This window comes from Brevibacterium sp. JSBI002, assembly GCF_026013965.1.
GTDB lineage: Bacteria > Actinomycetota > Actinomycetes > Actinomycetales > Brevibacteriaceae > Brevibacterium.
In genome coordinates, this window is record NZ_CP110341.1 from 1,356,576 (window position 1) to 1,376,357 (window position 19,782).

A 19,782-nucleotide genomic window follows, 5' to 3' on the forward strand; every position below is an offset into this window, starting at 1 on the left:
AGCCCACAGAGGCTCACATCGTCTGCAGCGCAGTCAGCGTCCATCGGGTGGTGAGCAGTTCCAAGCGGACTGCCACCGCCCGGACGCGATTGGCGGCGGCGACGATGACCGTGACCTCGGCGATCTCGGGACTGATCTGACAGACGTGTGCCGTTCCCGGCCGTACCGTGCGGGTACCGGGAGCGGTCGCCCTGTGGGGTGCCACCTCGGCGCGCAGCTGACAGCGGTGGTCGATCTTCGCCAGCAGCTCCGGTTGGACCCATCGGGCGATCGTCTCGCTGCGTCTGACGCCGGAGAGGACTTCGAGGCAGGCTACCGCCAACGAGGTGGCCGTGGCCGCGATCCGCGCCCGGTCGTCCGCGATGCCCTGGCCCCGAACCTGCCCGCTGACCCGGCGAGTGGGCGATGCCGTGGACGACGGTGCGACCTCTCGCCGAGGCGGTGCCGACGCCTGCGGCCGAGTAAGGGTGAGTGGGGCGTTCATTTTTGGATCTCCAATCTCTGACCAGCGATGATGAGGCTCGGATCGGGTCCGATGGTGTCCTCGTTGGTAGAATAGACGTGCGCGACGAGCTGGGGGATCTCTTCTGGGTTCTCGGCCAGATCGGCAGCGATCGACCACAGGCTCTCGCCTTGAGTCACAACATGTATGGCGGTTCCAGGATCCGCAGGCTCGGCGGCATCGTCACTGTCGCCTGGCTCACTCGGCTCCCTGCTGTGGTCGGATTCGCCTGACCCCTCCGTCGGCCCGTCCGACGGCGGGTCGGTCGGTGGTGCTGAAGGCGCTCCGTCTGCGGGCGGTTCTGTGGGCCAACCGGGATCGGGCGGGCGGACTCGGTCGGGTGGTTCGGATTCCTCACGCGGCTTGGAACCGCCTGGCGGCTGCTTATCCTGAGACCGTCCCGCATCGTCGGAGGAGTCCGCAGAGCGCTGATCATCGTCGATCGTCGGCCAGCCGGGATCGGCAGGGGCGGACGGAGTATGCGCAGATGGTGCAGCGACGGAAGGAGCCTGTGCGGACGATGTGGGGTCAGGGCCGGGACCAGCGAGCGGTGCCGCTTGAGCGGAGTGGACCACGAGGCCGGCAGAGACGATGGCAAGAACACTCGACGCGAGTATCCGGGGCATTGCCTTGGCGACCAATCCGGCAAGCGCCGAACGGAAACGGCCGGTGGGTAGGACCTGCAGCAGCAGGGCCAGAAGAGAGATGAGTCCGATCCGTGCGAACAGGAGCGATCCGGTGCCGATGATGACGATGACGACGACGTCGCTGGTCGTCCACGGCTGAGGAAGCCGCTCCCACGCAGCGGCGAACGAACCGAGCAGAACCAGCCACGAACTCGCACATGCGATCAAGAGATACATCTAGACATCCTCCATTGGATATTGAACATAATGATGCCGTTAGATGTTATTTGATGTCAATCGATCAGCTCTAACTACATGACTGTAGTTCGGTGAGTCTTCATTTCAAGTCTTGAAAGTGGACTACAGCTGGGGCAGGCTTGGCGATTATGGACGATCGCATCGATGCACTCCTGGCGGATATCGAAGCCGCCGACACGGCGGCGCAGGCGCATGTCAGGAGAGGCGAATTCGGTGACGAGGTGGCCGGTCAGGCAGCCGAAAGGACTCTGCTCGAACGGATGCGCGGGACGCTGGGATCGACGGTGCAGGTGACGATGCCGGATCGGGATATCACGGGGACGGCGTGCTTCCTCGGGCGGGACATCATCGTCCTCGCAGGAGTCGAAGTCTCCGTCATTGCGATCAGGGCTGTCCGCGGATTCAGACCGACCACGAGAGTGCATCGGTTCGACGCCGGAGGGCTCGAGGGGTTGGGTCTGGGATCGGCGCTGCGCCGCTGGTCAGCCGCCTATGAAGAGGTGTCGATCGATGTCGCCGACCGTGCGGGCAACATTCGGGGGCGATGCGCACTCGTTGCTTCCGACTATGTCGAGATCGCCGGCAGGATCATTCCCTTCGCGGTGATCAACGCCGTCCACGCCCGGACGAATCCCTTCGGATGACTCGTCCATGATGGAGATCAGAGCCGAAGCGCGTGGGTCAGTCCTCGATGGAACCGGTCTTGATCTGGTACTCGGTGCGCTCGTACATGCGCTGGATATACGCTTCGATCTCGGACTTCTCGACCCGCCACTGGCCGCGCCCTCCGACTTTGATGGCGCGGAGATCGCCGGAGCGGACCAGGGCCCGAGCCTGTGCGATCGAGACATTGAGCAACTCGGCCACATCGGTCAGCGGCAGGAAGCGACTTTCGACGGCCATGAGGTGTCTTCTCCCATTCCAAATGTCCATCTGCCACCAGATGTCCATCTGCTTGTTGGTGCATTTGGCCAAAAACCTTGCTTTGGCATCATTTGATGCCCAATATTATCACTGAGAAGCAGTTTCTGTCAGTGAAACTTCCGCGAATCTGGAGATGCAATGGAGCTCTCGAAAAGAATCCGACGCCCCCGCTGGACCGATGCGCGCCTCCTCGTCGGGGCGATGCTCGTCGTCCTCGCGGTCGTCGGAACCTACCTGCTCGTCACCTCGGCGAACTCGACCACCCGGGTCTGGGCGAGCGCACGCGCACTCGTCCCCGGTGAGATCCTCGAACCGGCCGACCTCACCGTCGCCGAGGTCAATCTCGCCGATCTCGGCAAGAAGTATCTCTCTGCCGATTCTGCGCTGCCGACGAATACGAGCGTGCGCAGCGTCGTGGCGGCGGGGGAGCTGCTGGCCGCCTCAGCGGTGGCGCCTGTGTCCGAACTCGAGGGGCGGGTCGTGGCCATCGATATCGCCGGCTCGGTCCCGAGCGTCGTCGACTCGGGCAGTCTCGTCGACGTCTGGGCGCAGCCGGAGCAGAACGGACTCGACGATGACGGTACACCGCCGGAGCAGATCGTCGATTCGGCCCCGGTCGCTCACATCAATCGAGACGTCGGCAGCTTCGGGGCAGGTGACGGCGCCCGTATCGAAGTGTTCGTTGGCTCGGTGGACCTGCCCGGCGTGCTTGCCGCCCTCGACGGACGCAGCGTGCTCTCCGTGGTCGGTGCCCCGTCCGTTCCCGCCGATGAGGGCGAGCAGTGATGACACAGGTCCTGCTGGCGGTCGACTTCGAATACGACCTCATCCTCTTCGAGCTGCTCAGCGAGATCGACGACGTCACGATCGTCGCCCGCCCCGCAGACGAAGTGGAGCTGCTGGCGCACTGCCGCACCGGCGGAGCCGATGTCGTCATCATCGGGCGCTACTTTCCCGGCCTCGACGCGGAGGCGGTTGCCGCGATCACGGCTTCGGGGGCAAAGGTGCTCGGCTTCGGGGACGACGCTCACGCCCTTGGAGCAGTCGGCATCAGCGCTGTCGTCGCAACGGACTCCGACGCGACGACGATGGCCGCGGCGATCGACGACCTCCGCGCCTCCACCGTGGTCCCGCCGCGCCCGATGACGCCGCCCGGGCAGGTTGGAGGAGCGGGAGTGATCATCACGGTCTGGGGGACCGGTTCGTCGCCCGGACGCACTCTCACTGCCGTCAACCTCGCTGATCAGGCCTCCCGTCAGGGCAAGCGCAGCGTCGTCGTCGACGCTGACACGGTCTCCGGCATGGTCGCGTCGACCCTCGGGCTGACAGAGGAATCCTCGCATCTGGCCAGTCTCTGCCGGTCGCAGTCGGACCCGGTGGGGCGCCTCGGCGCGCATGCGGTGCCGCATGCATCGATCCGTGAGAGCTTCCATGCGGTGACCGGGCTGACTCGGCCCGAGCGGTGGCCGGAGATCCGCGCTTCCGTCCTCGAAGCTGTGCTCAAACGTCTGGCCAAGGTCTACGACGTCGTCATCGTCGACGTCAGCGACCGCATCGATCCCGATGACGACCTCGCCGACCCCTTCTACGACCGCCACTGCGCCACTCGTGCCGCGCTCGAGGCTGCCGATATCGTGCTCGTCCTCGCGGCGGGGGAGCCGATCGGCCTGCAGCGCCTGGTCAAACTCCTCGGCACGCCACGGGCCGAGGCGGTGCGCGAGAAGATGCGGCTGGTGATCACGAAGGTGCGCTCGAGCGCGGTCGGCCATCCCGCTGAGGAGCGGATCAGGGAAGTCCTCGACCGATTCGTGCGGGTCACTCCGGACTTCATTCTCAGAGATGACCGGCCCACGGCCGATGCCGCGATGCTCGCCGGCCGCACCCTGCACGAGCAGAATCCCCGGTCCGTCCTCGTCGGAGACCTTGCAGCGATGATCGACGAGCTCCTGCCGGGCCGCCGCCGGTCCCGCAGATCCGTCGGAGGCCGTGACCGTCGCGGCTACGGTCGCCGCGGACGCCCACAGAAAGTCAGGGTGGGCCAGGGGAGCGGACCACAGGACTAGGATGAGGGGCATGGCCATTCGCTGCTACATTCCCACCACCCTGACCGCGCTGCGTTCGACGCTGACCGACGTCCGCGCCGTCGCCCCCGACGCTCAGGGGCGCAGCCTGCGCGGTGAGGAGTTCGAATCCGCTGAATTCGACGCCATGTGCATCGCCGCGGCCCTGGCCGCGAACGCGGTGTTCGCTCCCGCTGAAACCGAGACCGGCGCCGAGGCGGCTCCCGAGCGGCGTGCCATCGTGGCCTATGACGCCCCAGAGTCCAGCCCGGCCGCGCCGCTGACCGAGGGCTTCGAGCTCATCACCCTTGCCGTTGTCGAAATGGCCCGGGTTGCGAGCTTTCATCTTGACGAAGACGTCGTGTGGGATGAGGCGGTGCAGCTGGCCGAGGACGCGGGCTCCAGCGCAGCAGAGGACCACCTCGGCGCTTCCGATCTGCTGTGGTACGACTCTTCCGAACTGGAGCAGCTGCTCGGCGACCAGGCCTGAATCGTCGCCGGCCGTCGGTTTCAGGCGGATTCGAAGCGGCGCAGCCGGTCGCTCAGGCGCTTCTCCAGGATCGGGACCACAGCCTGTTCGATCATCGCGCCGAACATCGGGATCGACGAGCTGATCTCGGCATGAGCGGCCAACTTCGTCACTGACTCGACCTCGCGCAGCTCGAGGACCGCATCGATCTCGACCGGGACGCCTGCGGCGCGTGCAGACATGCGGATCTCTGCCTCGTCACCGAGGACATCCCCGGGAATCATGTACACCTCGACCAGCACGGTGTTGTCGGGAAGCCGAGAGGCCAGAGCCGCCGGAAGCTCGGCCTTGGGCATCGGGGTCCGCACGGTCATCTCCGTGTCGGGGTCGATGTATTCGGCACTGGCGTCGGAGCCGAGCTTCTCCCACACGTCGGGGTCGGCGAGTTTGGCCAGGAATGTCGACAGATCAACCGAATAGTCATGATTGAGAGTCAGAGATCGCATAGCTCCAGTCTGCCAGCGAATGAACGCTACTTCACCGTAGGCCGCTCGGCGTGCCTTTCTCGATATTTGGGCATAGTGTGGGGAATGACGATTCGACGTCGAATCGCGTGACGAATGCTCGTTGATCATAGAGGTGAAGCAGTGACTCAGGTCTCAATTTCGAACGTTGCAGAAGAGTGGAGAAAGCAGCGGGGGCAATCGGCTCCCGACAACTTCCTCGATGCGTATTATCCGCGGTTCGAAACAGGGGCGACCGATCCTGAGGCCTACGCGGCTGCGGCGGCCCGTCACTTCGCGCTCGGCACCGAATACGACGGTGAGCGTCCGGCGATCGCGATCTACAACCCGAGCGTCGACTCGCCGGAATTCAGCGACAACCACACGGTCATCGCCATCGTGCTCGCCGATATGCCCCATCTCGTATCCTCGATCGTCAGCGACCTCGCTGCCAACGGCAGGGCGATCCGACGCGTTCACCATCCGATCATCACGGTCACCGGCAACGGCCCGGACGAGAAGATCCTCTCTCCGGCAGAAGCCCCCGCACTCAGTGCGGACACGGCGAGCATTCCGACGGTCTCCGAAGCTCCCGCTGACAGCGAAGACGGCGCCCCACAGCAGCAGTCCTGGATCCGTCTCGAGATCGACCGCATCTCCGAAAGCGACTTCGATGCACTCGAAGAGCGCCTGCGCGGAGTCCTCGACTATGTGGCCGCGGCAGCGCGCGACGCCCAGGCGATGGCCGCGAAGGCCAAAGACATCGCCGCCGAGCTGAGCGCACACGCGCCGCGCCCGGAACTGGCCTCCGAAGCCGAATCCGCCGCCGCCCTGCTGACCTGGCTCGACGGACACTTCACCTTCCTCGGCTACCGCGAATACGACTACACCCACGACGCCGAACACAGCAGCCTCGAACCGATCGAGGACACCTCGATGGGCATCTCGGCCCTGCGCCCTCTCGTGAAGTCACCGCTCAGCCGGGCGGTCGCCGACAAAGCGCTCGAACCGCATGTGCTGGTGCTGACGAAGGCGAACTCCCGCTCCCGCGTCATCCGATCCTCGTTCATGGACTACATCGGCGTGAAGACCTTCGACGCCGACGGTGAGATCGTCGGCGAGCGGCGCTTCGTCGGAGTGTTCAAACCAGAGTTCTACAACGACAGTGTCCTCAACATCCCGGTCATCGACAGGAAGGTCGCGAAGATCCTCTCGGCCAGCGGATTCCCCACCGGATCCCACTCGGCCAACGAACTCCTCGGCGTCCTCGAGAACTATCCCCGCGAGGACCTGCTCCACGAAGACACCGAGGAGATCTATGACGTCGTCATGGAGATCGTCGACATGCAGGAGCGCCGTGAGTCCCGCGTGTTCGTCCGCACCGACCCGTATCAGCGCTTCGTCTCCGTCATCCTCTACCTCCCGCGCGACCTCTACAACACCGACGCTCGAGTGCGCGTTCAGGAAGTGCTGCGCAATTTCTACAACGCCGACAGCGTCGACTTCGATGTGCTGCTGAGCGAATCTGCGCTGGCCCGCATCCACTTCGTGGCCCGCGTCGCCCGTGACTGCGAACTGCCGCGGATCAGCGCCGACGAGGTCGAGGCCCGCATCGTCGGCGCCGTTCGCTCCTGGTCCGAAGACGTCCACGCGTTCCTCGTCCCTGCCGAGACCGGCGACTCCGGCGCCTCGCATGCCCGGGCCGACCTGTGGTCGAAGGCGTTCCCTCCCAGCTACGGCGAGCATCACACCCCCGCCGAGGCGGTCGCCGACGTCGGTCGGTTCGAAGCCCTCGACGCCGGTCAGGGTCGGGCGGTGCGCCTCTACCGTCCCGAACAGAGCGCCGACGCCTCCGTCCGCCTCGTCCTCTACCGTCATGACCGGGTCAGCCTGTCCGAGGTCCTGCCCTTCCTCACGGCCTTCGGTGCCGATGTGGTCGACGAACGTCCCCACGAACTCGACCTCGCCGACGGAACGCATCGGTACATCTACGACTTCGGACTCAGCTTCTCCGAAGAGCTGGCCGATGACGACTACGACCGCATCGCCGAGGCCTTCATGGCCGGCTGGGACGGCAAGAAGGAAGCGGGGGTCTTCGACCGCCTCGTCGTCGCCGGACTCTCCTGGCAGCATGTGACGATCATCCGCGCACTGGGCAAATACCTGCGCCAGGCGGGCTTCACCTATTCCGACGCCTATGTCGGTGAGGTCTACAGCGACAACCCGCAGATCTCGAAGCTGCTCGTCGACTACTTCTCCGCCAAGTTCGATCCAGACGTCGACGACGCCGGACGCGAAGCGACGATGACCGAGATCGACGACGCGATCGAAACCGCCCTCAGCGAAGTGGCCAGCCTCGACGCCGACCGTGTGCTGCGCTCCTCGCTGGAACTGCTGCGGGCGACCCTGCGCACGAACTACTACATCGACGAATCCGGTGCCCTGCCCACGGCCCTGGTGCTCAAGATACGACCCGACGAGCTCAGCTTCGTGCCGAAGCCGAAGCCGGCTCTCGAGATGTGGGTGTATTCCCCGCAGGTCGAAGGCGTGCACCTGCGCTTCGGCACCGTCGCTCGCGGAGGGCTGCGCTGGTCGGATCGTCGCGATGACTTCCGCACCGAGGTCCTCGGCCTCGTCAAGGCGCAGATGGTCAAGAACGCGCTCATCGTGCCCACCGGGGCAAAGGGCGGCTTCTTCCCGAAGCAGCTGCCGCCGATGAGCGATCGGGACGCCTGGATGGCCGCCGGTCAGGCCGCCTACGAGGTATTCATCGAAAGCATGCTCGAAGTTGCGGACAACCTCACCTATGGCAGCGACGACTCCAGCGTCGTCGTCCACCCCGACCGTGTGGTCCGCCACGATGGAGATGACTACTATCTCGTCGTCGCAGCCGACAAGGGCACGGCACGGTTCTCTGATGTGGCCAACGCGATCGCCGAACGCAGAGGATTCTGGCTCGGCGACGCGTTCGCATCCGGCGGATCGGTCGGCTACGACCACAAGGCGATGGCCATCACCTCTCGGGGCGCGTGGAAATCCGTCGAACGCCACTTCCGCGAACTCGGACTCAACACCGCAGCCGAGGACTTCACTGTCGTGGGCATCGGCGATATGAGCGGCGACGTCTTCGGCAACGGCATGCTGCGCAGCGAGCATATCCGCCTCGTCGCGGCCTTCGACCACCGGGACATCTTCCTCGATCCGAACCCCGATGCCGCTCGCAGCTTCGTCGAACGCCAACGGCTTTTCGACCTGCCGCGCTCGAGCTGGCAGGACTACGACCGGGACCTCATCTCCTCGGGCGGCGGAGTCTTCTCCCGGTCGGCGAAGTCGATCGACCTCAGCCCCGAAGCCGCCTCGGTGCTCGGAGTCGAACCCGGAAAGCGCAGCCCCGCCGACCTCATGTCGGAGATCCTCAAGGCACCGGTCGACCTTGTCTACAACGGCGGTATCGGCACTTACATCAAGGCCTCGAGCGAGAGCCACGCCGATGTCGGCGATAAGTCCAACGATGCCATCCGCATCGACGGCGCCGATGTGCGGGCTCGAGTGATCGGTGAGGGCGGCAACCTCGGTGTGACACAGCTGGGACGTGTCGAGGCCGCTCTGGGCGGAGTCGAGGTCAACACTGACGCCGTCGACAACTCGGCCGGCGTCGACAGCTCCGACCACGAGGTCAACATCAAGCTGCTCCTGCGCACGCTCTTGCACAAGGGAGCATTCGCCGCGGAAGAGCGGGAGGCGGTTCTGCACTCGTTCACTGACCAGGTCGCCGACCGGGTGCTGGCGAACAACTACTCGCAGAACGTCGTTCTCGGCGAGGCTCGGGCCCAGACCGAATCGATGTCGGGCACCTATGGTCGGCTGCTGGGCTATCTGGAGAAGAACGCCGATCTCGACCGGGCGGTCGAATTCCTGCCCAACGCCGACGAACTGGCCAAACGCGAGTTCAGCTACTACGTGTCGCCCGAACTCGCCGTGCTGCTGGCCTATGTGAAGATGCACGCCGCCGATGAGGTCCTCGCCAGCACCGTGCCGGACGAGACGTGGATGCGTCGCGAACTCGTGTCCTACTTCCCGGACGCTCTGCAGGAGAAGTACGGCGAGCTCATCCCCGAACACCCGCTGCACCGGGAGATCGCGACGGCGAAGCTCGTCAACAGGCTCGTCGACCGCGGCGGACTGACCTACATCTACCGGATGCTCGAAGAGACACCGGCGTCGGTGCCGCAGATCGCACGCGTGTTCGTCGTGGTCTCGGAGATCTTCGGACTCGATGACTTCTTCGAGGCCGTGTGCGCACTCGACAACCGGGTGACGACCGAGGTGCAGGTGAAACTCCAGCACGACTATGTGCGCCTGCTCGATCGCTCCTCGCGCTGGCTCGTGCAGCAGGCGCCGGACAGCCTCGACGTCGATTCCGGCATCGAGATGTACGGCAAGGTCGTCGAAGCTCTGCGCTCCAGGGTCCCGGACCTCGTCGACGGCTACGATGCCGAGACTATGCAGGCGAAGGCGCAGAGCTACATCGACGAAGGTGTGCCGAGCGAACTCGCTTGGCGCTCCGCCGCCCTGCTCGACGAGTTCGTGCTGCTCGACATCACCCAGGTGGCCGCTCGGGCGAACGAATCCGCCGAGGACGTCGCAGAGGTCTACTACGCCGTGAACGAACGCTTCTCCGGCTCGCAGATCCTCACCCTCATCGGTGAGCTCGATCGCAGCGACCGCTGGTCGGCGCTGGCCCGCGGATCCATGCGTGACGACTACTACGCCGCGATCCTGTCGGTGACCGGAACGGTTCTGGCTGCCACGGATTCGCCGATCTCCGGAACCCCGGACGAACGGGCGAAGCAGCGCCTGTCCGAATGGCTCGAACGCAATGAGACCGTCGTGGGGCGGGTGCTGGAGACGACGGAGACGATCCTCGGACTCGACTCAGTCACCCAGGCGCCGCTGTCGGTGCTGCTGCGTTCGCTGCGGTCGATGGTCCGCTCTTCGGCCTGGGAGAGCGAACACAACGGCTGAGGCTGATTCCGGTCGCGGTCGACACCATGGTCGGCCGCGATCGGCAGGTCGACTACGATCGGCCGGTCAGTTGGGATCGTGCGGACACAGCCGCCTCGGCGGGTCCGAACCCTGGCCTTTTAAGTGATAGCGTCTGAACATCGACTTTTCAGCAGATCCGCGGACAACGCGGGTCTGCTGATCTCACCTTGGAGGAACGTATGGTGCTCAACGAACTGCTGGCGGCCGAGGGCATCACGGATGAGTCAGACGTCGAACACATCCATCTGCTCGTCGGGGACTGGCAGCTGTTGGCGGACCTCTCCTTCGCCGATCTCGTGCTGTGGGTGCCGTCGCCCAACGGCGCCTACACGGTCCTGGCACATGCCCGATCGACAACCGGAGCGACACTGTTCAACCGGGACCTGATCGGAGCGCGTGCGACCGGTCTGGAGAAGGAGCTGCTCGACCAGGCCAGCAGCACCCGCAGCTATGTCACTCACGTCGCCGCGGCCCGAGAGATGGGAATCAGTGCCGGGTCCTCCGATGTCGACATCCTCGCCGAGGCGGTGCCGATCATCCGCAACGGCGAGGCCATCGCGCTCGTCGTCCGGTATTCGGAGGAGGTCCGACGCAGAGGTTCGTCTCGTTTGGAGAAGTACTACCGGGAAACGGCGATGGCTCTGATGCGGATGATCGTGCAGGGAACGTTCCCCGATCGCGATGCCCCGTCCGGGGCGCGGCACGGCGAACCGCGAGTCGGCGACGGCATCTTCATCCTCGACCGCGATTCGCATGTGCAGTATGCTTCCCCGAACGCCGTATCGCTCATGCACCGGCTCGGCTACGGAGGAGAGATCGAAGGCAGCTATCTCTCCGAGGTGGTCTCGAACCTCAGTGCAGAGCTGCGTCAGGTCGATGAGACCCTCCCGCTGGTGCTCACCGGGCGTGCCCCGTGGCGGACCGAACTCGAAGTCGGGCGCACGAGTGTGTCCCTGCGCGCGATTCCGCTGACGGACGAGGGCGAGCGGGTCGGTGCGATCGTCCTCGCCCGTGACGTCTCCGAAATCCGTCGCCGCAAACGTGAGCTGCTCTCCCGCGACGCGATGATCAAGGAGATGCACCACAGGGTGAAGAACAATCTGCAGACCGTGTCCGCACTGCTGCGGCTGCAGACCCGCCGCATCGACAGCCCCGAGGCCAAGGGTGCGCTGACCGAGGCGATGCGCCGGGTCTCGATCATCGCCGTGGTCCACGATGTGCTCAGTCAGGGCATCGAATCCGAAGTGGACTTCGACGAAGTCGTTGACAAGGGACTGCGTCTGACGCCCGAGCTGACCAGCCCCCTGGTGCATATCGAACTCAAACGGTGCGGAAGCTTCGGCACCATCTCCTCCGCTGATGCCACCTCCCTGGCGTTGGCCATCACGGAGCTGATCACGAACGCGATCGAACACGGTTTCCCCACTGAGAACTTGGAGAGCCTGGAACCGGGGGAGACGCTCAACGGCCATGTGTGGGTCACCCCGGAGCGCAACGGCGATCATCTGAGCGTGACGATCGCCGATGACGGCATCGGTTTGGGGGAGACGCAGAATCCGGGCAATGGCCTGGGCACGCAGATCGTGCGCACCCTGGTCTCTGCCGACCTGGCCGGTTCGATCCAATGGCAGGCGCGCGAAGGCGGCGGAACGGTCGCCGTCCTCGACGTTCCGCTGCGCCCGGACTCCTACGACTGAGCGAAGCCCGTCGGACCGAGCCGGAGCTGCCAGGTTCCGGCGCCGGTCGATACTCGGACGGGCGCCCGGCCGGACGCCCGTCCGCACACACGACTGAGTCCCTTGTTCCGACGACGATCATTCGCCGTCGGGACAAGGGACTCAGTCTTCGGAGCAGGAGCTCTTGGTGATTCAATTGAGGCTTCGGCAGTCCGGGGGACCGCCTCCGCGGTGGCCGACGCTTCAGCCGGCGCGGCGGGCACGAGCGGCGCGACGCTTGAGCGCGCGACGCTCGTCCTCGCTCAGACCGCCCCAGACTCCGGCATCCTGACCGGATTCGAGGGCCCACTGAAGGCAGGTCTCTGCAACTTCACAACGGCGACAGACAGTCTTTGCTTCCTCAATCTGGAGCAGCGCGGGTCCGGTGTTGCCGATCGGGAAGAAGAGCTCCGGATCCTCATTGAGGCATGCTGCACGGTGTCGCCAATCCATGGTGACCTTTCGACGAATTCAGTGAACGCGGTTGACTACGCCCGAATTCCGGGCGTGCAACTCTCACAGTCAAGGTTCACATAACGCAATTGGGCGCACAAGGGTCCGGCAGTGTGAAATTTCTGACAAGAATTTTCCCTATTGTCCTGCTATGAGGGCGATCGCGCAAATTGGTCCGCGATTCGTCTTTTCGGGCCTGTCGGAGCGTCTCCGCCTAGACTGTCAGGCACATGCAGACAGCAGGTGAATGCACACAGACATCTTGTGAACCAATGGAGGATTCATGACCAACGATCTCGCCAGCCCCCGCATCGTCTCCGTCGGCGGCCACACACCGCAGATCGATCCGGAGGCGTTCGTCGCAGCCGGTGCCACTCTCGTCGGCGATGTGCACGTGAAGAAGGGCGCCAGCGTCTTCTACGGCTGTGTTCTGCGCGCCGAAGCCGCCCCGATCACGATTGGTGAGGACTCGAACGTGCAGGACAACACCGTCATGCACACCGACGCCGGCAAACCCGTCGTCATCGGCGCCCGCGTCTCCATCGGCCACCAAGCGCTCGTCCACGGTGCGATCGTCGATGATGATGTGCTCATCGGAATGCACTCCACAGTGCTCAACGACGCCCATATCGGCAGCGAGTCCCTCGTCGCCGCGGGCGCCGTCGTCCTCGAAGGCACGCAGATCCCCGCACGGTCGCTCGTCGCCGGTGTGCCCGCGAAGGTGCGCAGGGAGATGACCGATGAAGGAGTGGAGAAGGTCCGGCAGAACGCCCAGTCCTATGTGCGTCTGTCGACCCTGCACAGGGACACCGCCGAGGTGGTCGACCCGAGCTGATCGGACCGCAGCCGGACCGATTGCGGACCGGCCCGAACCGGTCCCAAAGGAACCATTCGGTCGATTCCCAGGGGGCCGTTCGCAAGCATCGTGGCGATTTGAGACAATCTGTATGTGAACACTGAATTTGATTCCACTGCAGATCGCGTCGTCATCATCGGCGGCGGCCCCGGCGGCTACGAGGCCGCGCTCGTCGCGGCTCAGCTCGGTGCCGATGTCATGCTCATCGAGCAGAATCGGTGCGGTGGTTCCGCCGTGCTCACCGACGTCGTGCCGTCGAAGTCGCTCATCGCCACCGCGGAGATGATGGACGAGATCGAGCGCTCCGACGGGCTTGGAATCCGGATCGAGAACTCCGAGGACACCGAGGCAGGTGCGCGCCGAGTCACCGCCGACCTCGAAGCTGTCAACAAGCGCATCCTCTCCCTCGCCGACGCTCAGGCCAACGACATCTACGAAGGTCTCATCCGGGCCGGTGTCAAGGTCATCCAGGGCACAGCGACACTGGCCGGTCGCGACCAGGTCCATGTAGTCGAATCCGGCGGCACCGAGTACACCCTCGAGGCCTCGACGATCCTGCTCTCGGTCGGCGCCCACCCGCGTGAGCTGCCCACTGCGCAGCCTGACGGTGAGCGCATCCTCACCTGGACTCAGCTGTACGACCTCGACGAACTGCCCGAGCACCTCATCGTCGTCGGCTCCGGTGTCACCGGTGCCGAGTTCGCTTCGGCCTACCGGGCATTGGGCACCGAGGTGACCCTCGTGTCCTCGCGTGAGAAGGTCCTGCCCGGCCAGGACGAGGACGCAGCCGATGTGCTCGAGTTCGTCTTCCGCAACAAGGGCATGAATGTCCTCTCCCGCTCCCGCGCCGCCTCGGTGACCCGCACCGACGACGGAGTCGAAGTGGTGCTCGCCGATGGTCGTCGTGTCGAAGGATCCCACTGCCTCATGGCCGTCGGTTCGATTCCGAACACCGAAGGTCTCGGGCTGGAGGAGGCCGGTGTCCGCGTCAGCGAGTCCGGACACATCGTCGTCGACGGCGTTTCGCGGACCTCGCGGGCAGGAATCTACGCGGCCGGTGACTGCACCGGTGTGCTGCCGCTGGCCTCGGTGGCAGCGATGCAGGGGCGGATCGCCATGAACCACGCGCTCGGCGACGCCGTGCAGCCGCTCAAACTGCGCAATGTCGCATCGAACGTGTTCACCGCACCCGAGATCGCCACCGTCGGCTTCACTCAGCAGAACTACCGGGAGAACCCGACGGACATCGACACCGTGATGCTGCCGTTGGACACGAACCCTCGCGCCAAGATGCTCGGCATCGAGGACGGCTTCGTCAAGATCTTCGCTCGGCGCGGATCCGGCTCCATCCTCGGCGGAGTCGTCGTCGGTCCCCGAGCCAGTGAGCTCATCCTGCCGATCACCATGGCAGTGGAGAACCGGCTGACCGTCGATCAGCTCTCCGCCTCCTTCGTCGTCTACCCCTCGGTGAGCGGTTCGCTGACCGAAGCGGCACGGAAACTCCACCGTCACCTCTGAACCGTCGATCCGACGAGCGCAGGAAAGTTTTATTCCGCAGCTGTCGATCCGGTCGCTCCTCGACCGTCATCATGGTGGGCAGGCCGATCAGCGAGGCGGGGATCGTCGTCGGCGGCTTCGCCCTCGAAGGACCTGAACTCGGGGTCCGGGTGAGCGGATCCGGCGGCGAATCGCTTGTCGCCTCGGGCCCGTTCGCCGAATCGAACGAGTTCGTCGGCGGCAGCTACGTCATCGACGTCGCCGATATCGACGAGGCGATCGCCAGGGCGAAGAAGAGCCCCGCAGCCAAGGCCGGACACATCGAGATCCGTCCCGTGGCCGACTACTGATGGACCCCGCCCCCGATGCGGCCGCCCGCGTCCTCAGCGCCATCGGCGAGGAGGACTACGGGCGGCTGCTCGCTGGTGGCCACGGCGAAGAACCGCGCCATCGATCTCATCCGCTCCGATGAGGTGCGCACCCGGCACTTCGCCCGCCTGCGCATCGAGGACGAACGCATCGTGCTCACCCTGCGCTTCCTCTCGGGGCTGACCACCGCCGAGGTGGCCGCCGGGTTCCTCATCGAGACCGCGACGATGCAGCAGCGGATCGTCCGTGCCAAGGAGCGGATCCTCAAGACCGGGATTCCTTTCGGCCGCCCCGCGCCCGCTGAACTCGGTGACCGGTTGCCCGGAGTGCTGCGCGTCCTGTATCTCATCTTCACTCAGGGCATCAACGCCACGGCAGGACCCGCACATACTCGAGTCGATCTGCAGCACGAAGCCATCCGGCTGGCCCGACTGCGTGCTCTATCGGATGCTGTCCGACCTCGAGTCGTCGCCGGTCGTCGCTCTCAACACCGCGATCGTCCTCGGGCAGATCTCGAGTCCCGAGGCGGCCATGAGCGCCCTCGACGAACTGGCCGACGATCCGCAGCTGCTGCGTTACAGGCTCTTCCACATCGCACGGGCGATCACCCTCGACGAACTCGGTCGTACGGCGGAGGCCGAGGACGCCTATGCCGCGGGTCTGGAATGTCCCGGCAACGATGCCGAATCCTAATACATCACTGCCCGGATCACCGATCTTCGACGGTGATCCGGGCAGGGACTTCTGTGCTCGTGACTCCTGACCTCAGGCCGGAGCGAACGGAGGCAGGCACGGGACCGGCTCAGGCGGCGAAGCGGATGATCGCCTCACCGGACTTCACCGAGGCGCCTGCGTCGACGAGCACCTCGGAGACGGTGCCGGAGTGGCCGGCCTTGAGCGGCTGTTCCATCTTCATGGCCTCGATGACGGCGAGGGTGTCACCGGCTTCGACGGTGTCACCGGGGTTGACGGAGACGGAGACGATGGTGCCCTGCATGGGAGCGTTGAGCGCATTCGAGTCGTCGGCGATCTTCGCACCCTTGCGGCTGCTCAGCCCGCGCTTGCGCCGCGGCACGTTGGGGCTGGGAACATGACCGAGGTCCGAGATGACGTCCTTGGGGACCGAAACGGTCATGCGGCGGCCATCGACCTCGACCACAACGCTGAAGCTGTCGGTTGCAGTACTCATCTGTTCTCCTAGCTGTGGATCGACAAGCGGATTGACGAAAGCGGTTTCGAGCCAGTTGGTCCAGACCTTGAAATCGGTCGCGAAGGCCTGTTCGTTCACGAGCACCCGATGCAGCGGCAGCAGCGTCGAGACACCCTCGATGCGGTATTCGGACAGGGCCCGGCGTGCTCGCGCCAGGGCCTCGCCACGGGTGGCGCCGGTGACGACGAGCTTGGCCAGCATCGGGTCGAAGTCCGTGCCGACGACGCTGCCTTCGCCGATGCCGGAATCCAGACGCACTCCGGGACCTGACGGCGCACGGTAGTTCTTCACCGCGCCGGTGGCGGGGAAGAACGTCGTGGGGTCTTCGGCGTTGATGCGGAACTGGAAGGAATGTCCGCGCACGGCAGGGAATTCGTCGGGCAGCGCCTCGCCCGAAGCGATGCGCACCTGCCAGCCGACGAGGTCGACCCCGGTGACCTCCTCGGTGACGGTGTGCTCGACCTGGATGCGCGCGTTGGCTTCCATGAAGATGATCGTGCCGTCCTCGCCGAGGAGGAACTCACACGTCGCGGCGCCGACGTAGCCGACGTGGGCGAGCAGGCGTGCCGAGGCTTCGGAGACGATGCGCTCCTGTTCAGCGGTGAGGAACGGAGCAGGTGCTTCCTCGATGATCTTCTGGTTGCGGCGCTGCAGAGTGCAGTCACGCGTGGACACAACCCGCACGTTGCCGTGGGCATCGGCCAGGCACTGGGTCTCGAGGTGACGGGGGCGCACGATCTGCTTCTCGATGAGGCACTCACCGCGCCCGAAAGCACTCTGCGCCTCGCGGGTCGCTGCAGCATAGGCGGCCTCGAGATCCTCGGCAGCGGCGCAGGCGCGGAAACCACGCCCGCCTCCGCCGTGGACGGCCTTGACGACGACGGGGAACCCGATCCGGTCGGCCACCTCGGCGGCCTCTGCCAGATCGGCTACGGCGCCGTCGGAACCCGGCGCAACCGGAGCTTCGACGGCTTCGGCGACGGCGCGGGCTCCGGACTTGTCACCGAGGAGTTCGATCGCCGCCGGGGGAGGACCGACCCAGATCAGCCCGGCATCGATGACGGCCTGTGCGAACTGCGCGTTCTCGGCCATGTAGCCGTAACCGGGGTGGACGGCATCGGCGCCGGAGCGCTTGGCCAAGGCGAGGATCTTCTCGATGTCGAGATACGTCTCCCCGGCTCCGGAACCGTCCAGCAGCCACGCGTCGTCGGCGAGATCGACGAAGTCGGCATCGGAATCGGCGCGGGTGTACACGGCGACGGCCTTGATGCCGAGGTCGTGGGCGGCTCGGATGATGCGCAGAGCGATCTCACCGCGGTTGGCGATGAGGACTCGGCGGACGGCCCCGGTCGGAACAGTGGTGCTCAGTGCCGAGGTCGTGGAGTCGGGGAGGACTGTGGTCATGGTGCTCCTTTGTATGATCACAGAACAATTTAGAGAACAGCACCAAGGGTTTGTAGGACAGCGATAAAAAATTGGGACGAGAACTTCAATGTCCTCGGGCGTGTCACCGGACCAGGGTCGAGTCTACCGCTTGAGAGCCCACAGATCGGGCCAGAACAGGCCCATGCCGGTGACCAATTCGCGTACGACGGGCAGGCTGAGTCCGAGCACGGTGAGATGGTCGCCGTCGAGCTGGTCGACGAAGGCCCCACCATAGCCGTCGATTGTCAGCGCCCCAGCCACGTGGAAGGGCTCTTCGGTGGCGATGTACGCTTCGAGCTCCTCCGTGCTGGGTGAGCCGATGAGCACCGAGGTGGTCGACCGCTGCGAGCGCAGAGCGCTGAGTTCGAAGGGTGCCGAGTCCGTTCGATCGGCACGGGCGGGGCTGTCACTGCTGCCGTCAGCCCCCGTTCGTCCGGCTGCAACGTTCGCTGGCTGTGTCCGCGTGAGCACGGCGACCGTATGGCCCGAATGAAGCTGTGTCCATTGACCGGCGATCGCCGACCACACGTCGCGAGTGCGTTCGGCCGTTCCCGGTTTGCCGATGGCCTGTCCGTCGAATTCGAGCAGGGAGTCCCCGGCGATGACGACCACGGTGTCCGCGCCGTGAAGTGTCGGGGGAGCAGACGCGATGATCCGGTCGATGACCGCACGAGCCTTCGCCTCCGACAATGCTGTGGTGAGTTCGCCGACGGAGCCGGTGAAATCGTCCTCGAGGGCACGTTCGTCGACCTCGGAGACGATGATGACCGGGTCGATTCCGCCGTCCCGGAGGATCTGGCGACGTGAAGGAGACTGGGAGGCGAGGACTACGGGGATCACGAGGCGGCTTCCGAACGATTCGGGACCGTTTCGGTGCCGGCGTCTTCTGTCACTGCCGCTTCTTCGGCATCTGGCTGCGCCTCGGAGTCGGTCTGGGTCTCGTCATCCGAATCGTTCTGGGCAGCAGATTGCGCCTCGGCGCCGGGGACCAGTTCGTGTCTGCGGGCGGTTTCGCCCTTCTCGGGGATGTCGAGGCTGCGGTCGACGATGATCGGTGCATCGATGCGTTCGGCAATTGCGGCCAGCAGGGTCGAGGACAGCTGCGCATAGCCGAGTTCGCTGGGGAATCTGCCCGAGTCGTTGAGCAGAGACCGGCGTGTCGTTCCGCTCAGCGATCCGGTCGATCGCAGCGGGACCGCACGCGCGGCCAGGGCGGCCAGCCATTGAGAGCCGGCGAGGACCCGCGAGGTCCGGCGCAGCGACGTTTTGAGCGGATCGCGCAGCCCCGGCAGACCGCCGAGATTGGGGCAGACGAGAACGAACACGGTGTAGCGGCCCTCGCGTTGGAGCCGATTGATGGCCTGATTGAGCACGGGAACGCCGATGGTCGCCTGGATCGGGTGGATGATGTCGCCGGTGCCGATCGAGATGATCGCGAACCGACGGTCCTCGGTCCAGTGGTCCGAGAGCTGGCGGGAAAGCCACGGCGAACGCAGGACTTCGTCCACCTGCCGATGCAGATCATCCGACAGCGCCGAGGGGCGGGCGGTCGTCTGGACCCGGACGGTGGTGCCGAGTATCCGGGCCAGGCCCCGCCCGATGAGAGTCGGGGGTGCCTGCTCCGGGTCGACATCGACCCCGCACAGCCAGGAGTCGCCGATGATGGCCAGCGCCGCGGAGTCGTCATCGTCATTGTCACGTGGGGCGGCGATCGCCTCGGTGAAGGTGGAGTAGCGACGGTTCTTGTCGTCGTCGAAGGAACGGCGCAGCGACCCGGCCTGATGGCGGAGCAGTCCCGCCGCCGAGGCACCCGCGCCGACGACGGTCGCACCCATGGTCGCCAGCGTATAGATCAAGCGTCTTCCCACT

At 65.3% G+C, this 19,782-nt stretch carries 19 protein-coding genes and 1 pseudogene; 11 read left to right on the forward strand and 9 right to left on the reverse strand.

All coding sequences use genetic code 11. The features are described 5' to 3' along the window. Positions 1 to 13: 13 nt before the first annotated feature. Positions 14 to 484 carry an Rv3235 family protein gene (locus LJ362_RS06070; protein WP_264801251.1) on the reverse strand — a complete coding sequence of 157 codons (471 nt, stop codon included), beginning with the start codon at positions 482 to 484 and terminating at the stop codon, positions 14 to 16. Beyond that, complete coding sequence (locus LJ362_RS06075) at positions 481 to 1,365, reverse strand: LysM peptidoglycan-binding domain-containing protein (protein ID WP_264801252.1); 885 nt, start codon at positions 1,363 to 1,365, stop codon at positions 481 to 483. Before LJ362_RS06075 ends, LJ362_RS06070 begins: the two co-directional genes overlap by 4 nt. A gap of 149 nt (positions 1,366 to 1,514) precedes the next feature. Here LJ362_RS06075 and LJ362_RS06080 point away from each other — a divergent pair, with 149 nt between their 5' ends. Beyond that, entirely contained in the window at positions 1,515 to 2,030 is a 516-nt protein-coding gene (locus LJ362_RS06080; protein ID WP_264801253.1) for a hypothetical protein, read from the forward strand. Positions 2,031 to 2,067: 37 nt separating this feature from the next. Here LJ362_RS06080 and LJ362_RS06085 read toward each other — a convergent pair whose 3' ends face one another. Continuing rightward, positions 2,068 to 2,289: a helix-turn-helix domain-containing protein gene (locus tag LJ362_RS06085; RefSeq protein ID WP_025780784.1), complete on the reverse strand. Its 222-nt coding sequence runs from the start codon at positions 2,287 to 2,289 to the stop codon at positions 2,068 to 2,070. Positions 2,290 to 2,448: 159 nt separating this feature from the next. Between LJ362_RS06085 and LJ362_RS06090 the strand changes: the two genes are divergently transcribed. From LJ362_RS06090 to LJ362_RS06100, 3 genes are read left to right on the forward strand one after another with little or no spacing between them, the layout of a single operon-like run. After that, positions 2,449 to 3,096, forward strand: coding sequence for a flagella basal body P-ring formation protein FlgA (locus tag LJ362_RS06090; RefSeq protein WP_264801254.1), 648 nt, complete (start codon positions 2,449 to 2,451; stop codon positions 3,094 to 3,096). Continuing rightward, positions 3,096 to 4,373, forward strand: coding sequence for an AAA family ATPase (locus tag LJ362_RS06095; RefSeq protein ID WP_264801788.1), 1,278 nt, complete (start codon positions 3,096 to 3,098; stop codon positions 4,371 to 4,373). The genes LJ362_RS06090 and LJ362_RS06095 overlap by 1 nt, the downstream gene beginning before the upstream one ends. A gap of 10 nt (positions 4,374 to 4,383) precedes the next feature. Then, positions 4,384 to 4,860 (forward strand): DUF6912 family protein, encoded by a 477-nt coding sequence (locus LJ362_RS06100; RefSeq protein WP_264801255.1) that lies wholly within the window; start codon positions 4,384 to 4,386, stop codon positions 4,858 to 4,860. Between the two features lie 20 nt (positions 4,861 to 4,880). Here LJ362_RS06100 and LJ362_RS06105 read toward each other — a convergent pair whose 3' ends face one another. Further along, complete coding sequence (locus tag LJ362_RS06105) at positions 4,881 to 5,345, reverse strand: DUF2505 domain-containing protein (protein ID WP_264801256.1); 465 nt, start codon at positions 5,343 to 5,345, stop codon at positions 4,881 to 4,883. A 141-nt stretch (positions 5,346 to 5,486) separates the two neighbouring features. On the opposite strand from LJ362_RS06105, the gene LJ362_RS06110 reads away from it, so the two are divergent. Further along, positions 5,487 to 10,367, forward strand: a complete 4,881-nt coding sequence (locus tag LJ362_RS06110) for an NAD-glutamate dehydrogenase (RefSeq protein WP_264801257.1) — start codon at positions 5,487 to 5,489, stop codon at positions 10,365 to 10,367. Positions 10,368 to 10,567: 200 nt separating this feature from the next. Then, complete coding sequence (locus LJ362_RS06115) at positions 10,568 to 12,085, forward strand: sensor histidine kinase (protein WP_264801258.1); 1,518 nt, start codon at positions 10,568 to 10,570, stop codon at positions 12,083 to 12,085. A 222-nt stretch (positions 12,086 to 12,307) separates the two neighbouring features. Here LJ362_RS06115 and LJ362_RS06120 read toward each other — a convergent pair whose 3' ends face one another. Continuing rightward, on the reverse strand, positions 12,308 to 12,556 hold the full coding sequence (locus LJ362_RS06120) for a WhiB family transcriptional regulator (protein ID WP_009374875.1): 249 nt from the start codon (positions 12,554 to 12,556) through the stop codon (positions 12,308 to 12,310). A 283-nt stretch (positions 12,557 to 12,839) separates the two neighbouring features. Between LJ362_RS06120 and LJ362_RS06125 the strand changes: the two genes are divergently transcribed. From LJ362_RS06125 to LJ362_RS06135, 3 genes are all read left to right on the forward strand, one after another. After that, on the forward strand, positions 12,840 to 13,391 hold the full coding sequence (locus LJ362_RS06125; protein ID WP_264801261.1) for a gamma carbonic anhydrase family protein: 552 nt from the start codon (positions 12,840 to 12,842) through the stop codon (positions 13,389 to 13,391). A 114-nt stretch (positions 13,392 to 13,505) separates the two neighbouring features. Next, positions 13,506 to 14,930, forward strand: a complete 1,425-nt coding sequence (locus LJ362_RS06130; protein ID WP_264801262.1) for an NAD(P)H-quinone dehydrogenase — start codon at positions 13,506 to 13,508, stop codon at positions 14,928 to 14,930. Positions 14,931 to 15,001: 71 nt separating this feature from the next. Further along, entirely contained in the window at positions 15,002 to 15,259 is a 258-nt protein-coding gene (locus LJ362_RS06135) for a YciI family protein (protein WP_264801264.1), read from the forward strand. Here the strand turns inward: LJ362_RS06135 and LJ362_RS06140 are convergent. Then, entirely contained in the window at positions 15,253 to 15,531 is a 279-nt protein-coding gene (locus LJ362_RS06140; protein WP_264801266.1) for a hypothetical protein, read from the reverse strand. The genes LJ362_RS06135 and LJ362_RS06140 overlap by 7 nt on opposite strands. Between LJ362_RS06140 and LJ362_RS16890 the strand changes: the two are divergent. Together LJ362_RS16890 and LJ362_RS06145 are read left to right on the forward strand one after the other, a co-directional pair. Beyond that, positions 15,473 to 15,658, forward strand: a pseudogene (locus tag LJ362_RS16890) (RNA polymerase sigma factor); the annotation flags it as partial. The gene LJ362_RS06140 and the pseudogene LJ362_RS16890 sit on opposite strands and share 59 nt — an antisense overlap. A 67-nt stretch (positions 15,659 to 15,725) precedes the next feature. Further along, positions 15,726 to 15,971 carry a hypothetical protein gene (locus LJ362_RS06145; RefSeq protein ID WP_264801267.1) on the forward strand — a complete coding sequence of 82 codons (246 nt, stop codon included), beginning with the start codon at positions 15,726 to 15,728 and terminating at the stop codon, positions 15,969 to 15,971. 109 nt (positions 15,972 to 16,080) lie between these two features. On the opposite strand, the gene LJ362_RS06150 is transcribed toward LJ362_RS06145, so the two are convergent. The 3 genes from LJ362_RS06150 to LJ362_RS06160 form a co-directional block, all read right to left on the reverse strand. Beyond that, positions 16,081 to 17,892 carry an acetyl/propionyl/methylcrotonyl-CoA carboxylase subunit alpha gene (locus LJ362_RS06150; protein ID WP_264801268.1) on the reverse strand — a complete coding sequence of 604 codons (1,812 nt, stop codon included), beginning with the start codon at positions 17,890 to 17,892 and terminating at the stop codon, positions 16,081 to 16,083. A gap of 123 nt (positions 17,893 to 18,015) precedes the next feature. Further along, the gene (locus LJ362_RS06155; RefSeq protein ID WP_264801269.1) at positions 18,016 to 18,753 is read right to left on the reverse strand and encodes a Maf family protein; all 738 of its coding nucleotides are present in this window, start codon (positions 18,751 to 18,753) and stop codon (positions 18,016 to 18,018) included. Further along, a complete protein-coding gene (locus tag LJ362_RS06160) occupies positions 18,750 to 19,781 on the reverse strand; it encodes an SGNH/GDSL hydrolase family protein (protein ID WP_264801270.1) in 1,032 nt (343 codons plus the stop codon). The genes LJ362_RS06155 and LJ362_RS06160 overlap by 4 nt, the downstream gene beginning before the upstream one ends. Position 19,782: the final 1 nt, after the last annotated feature.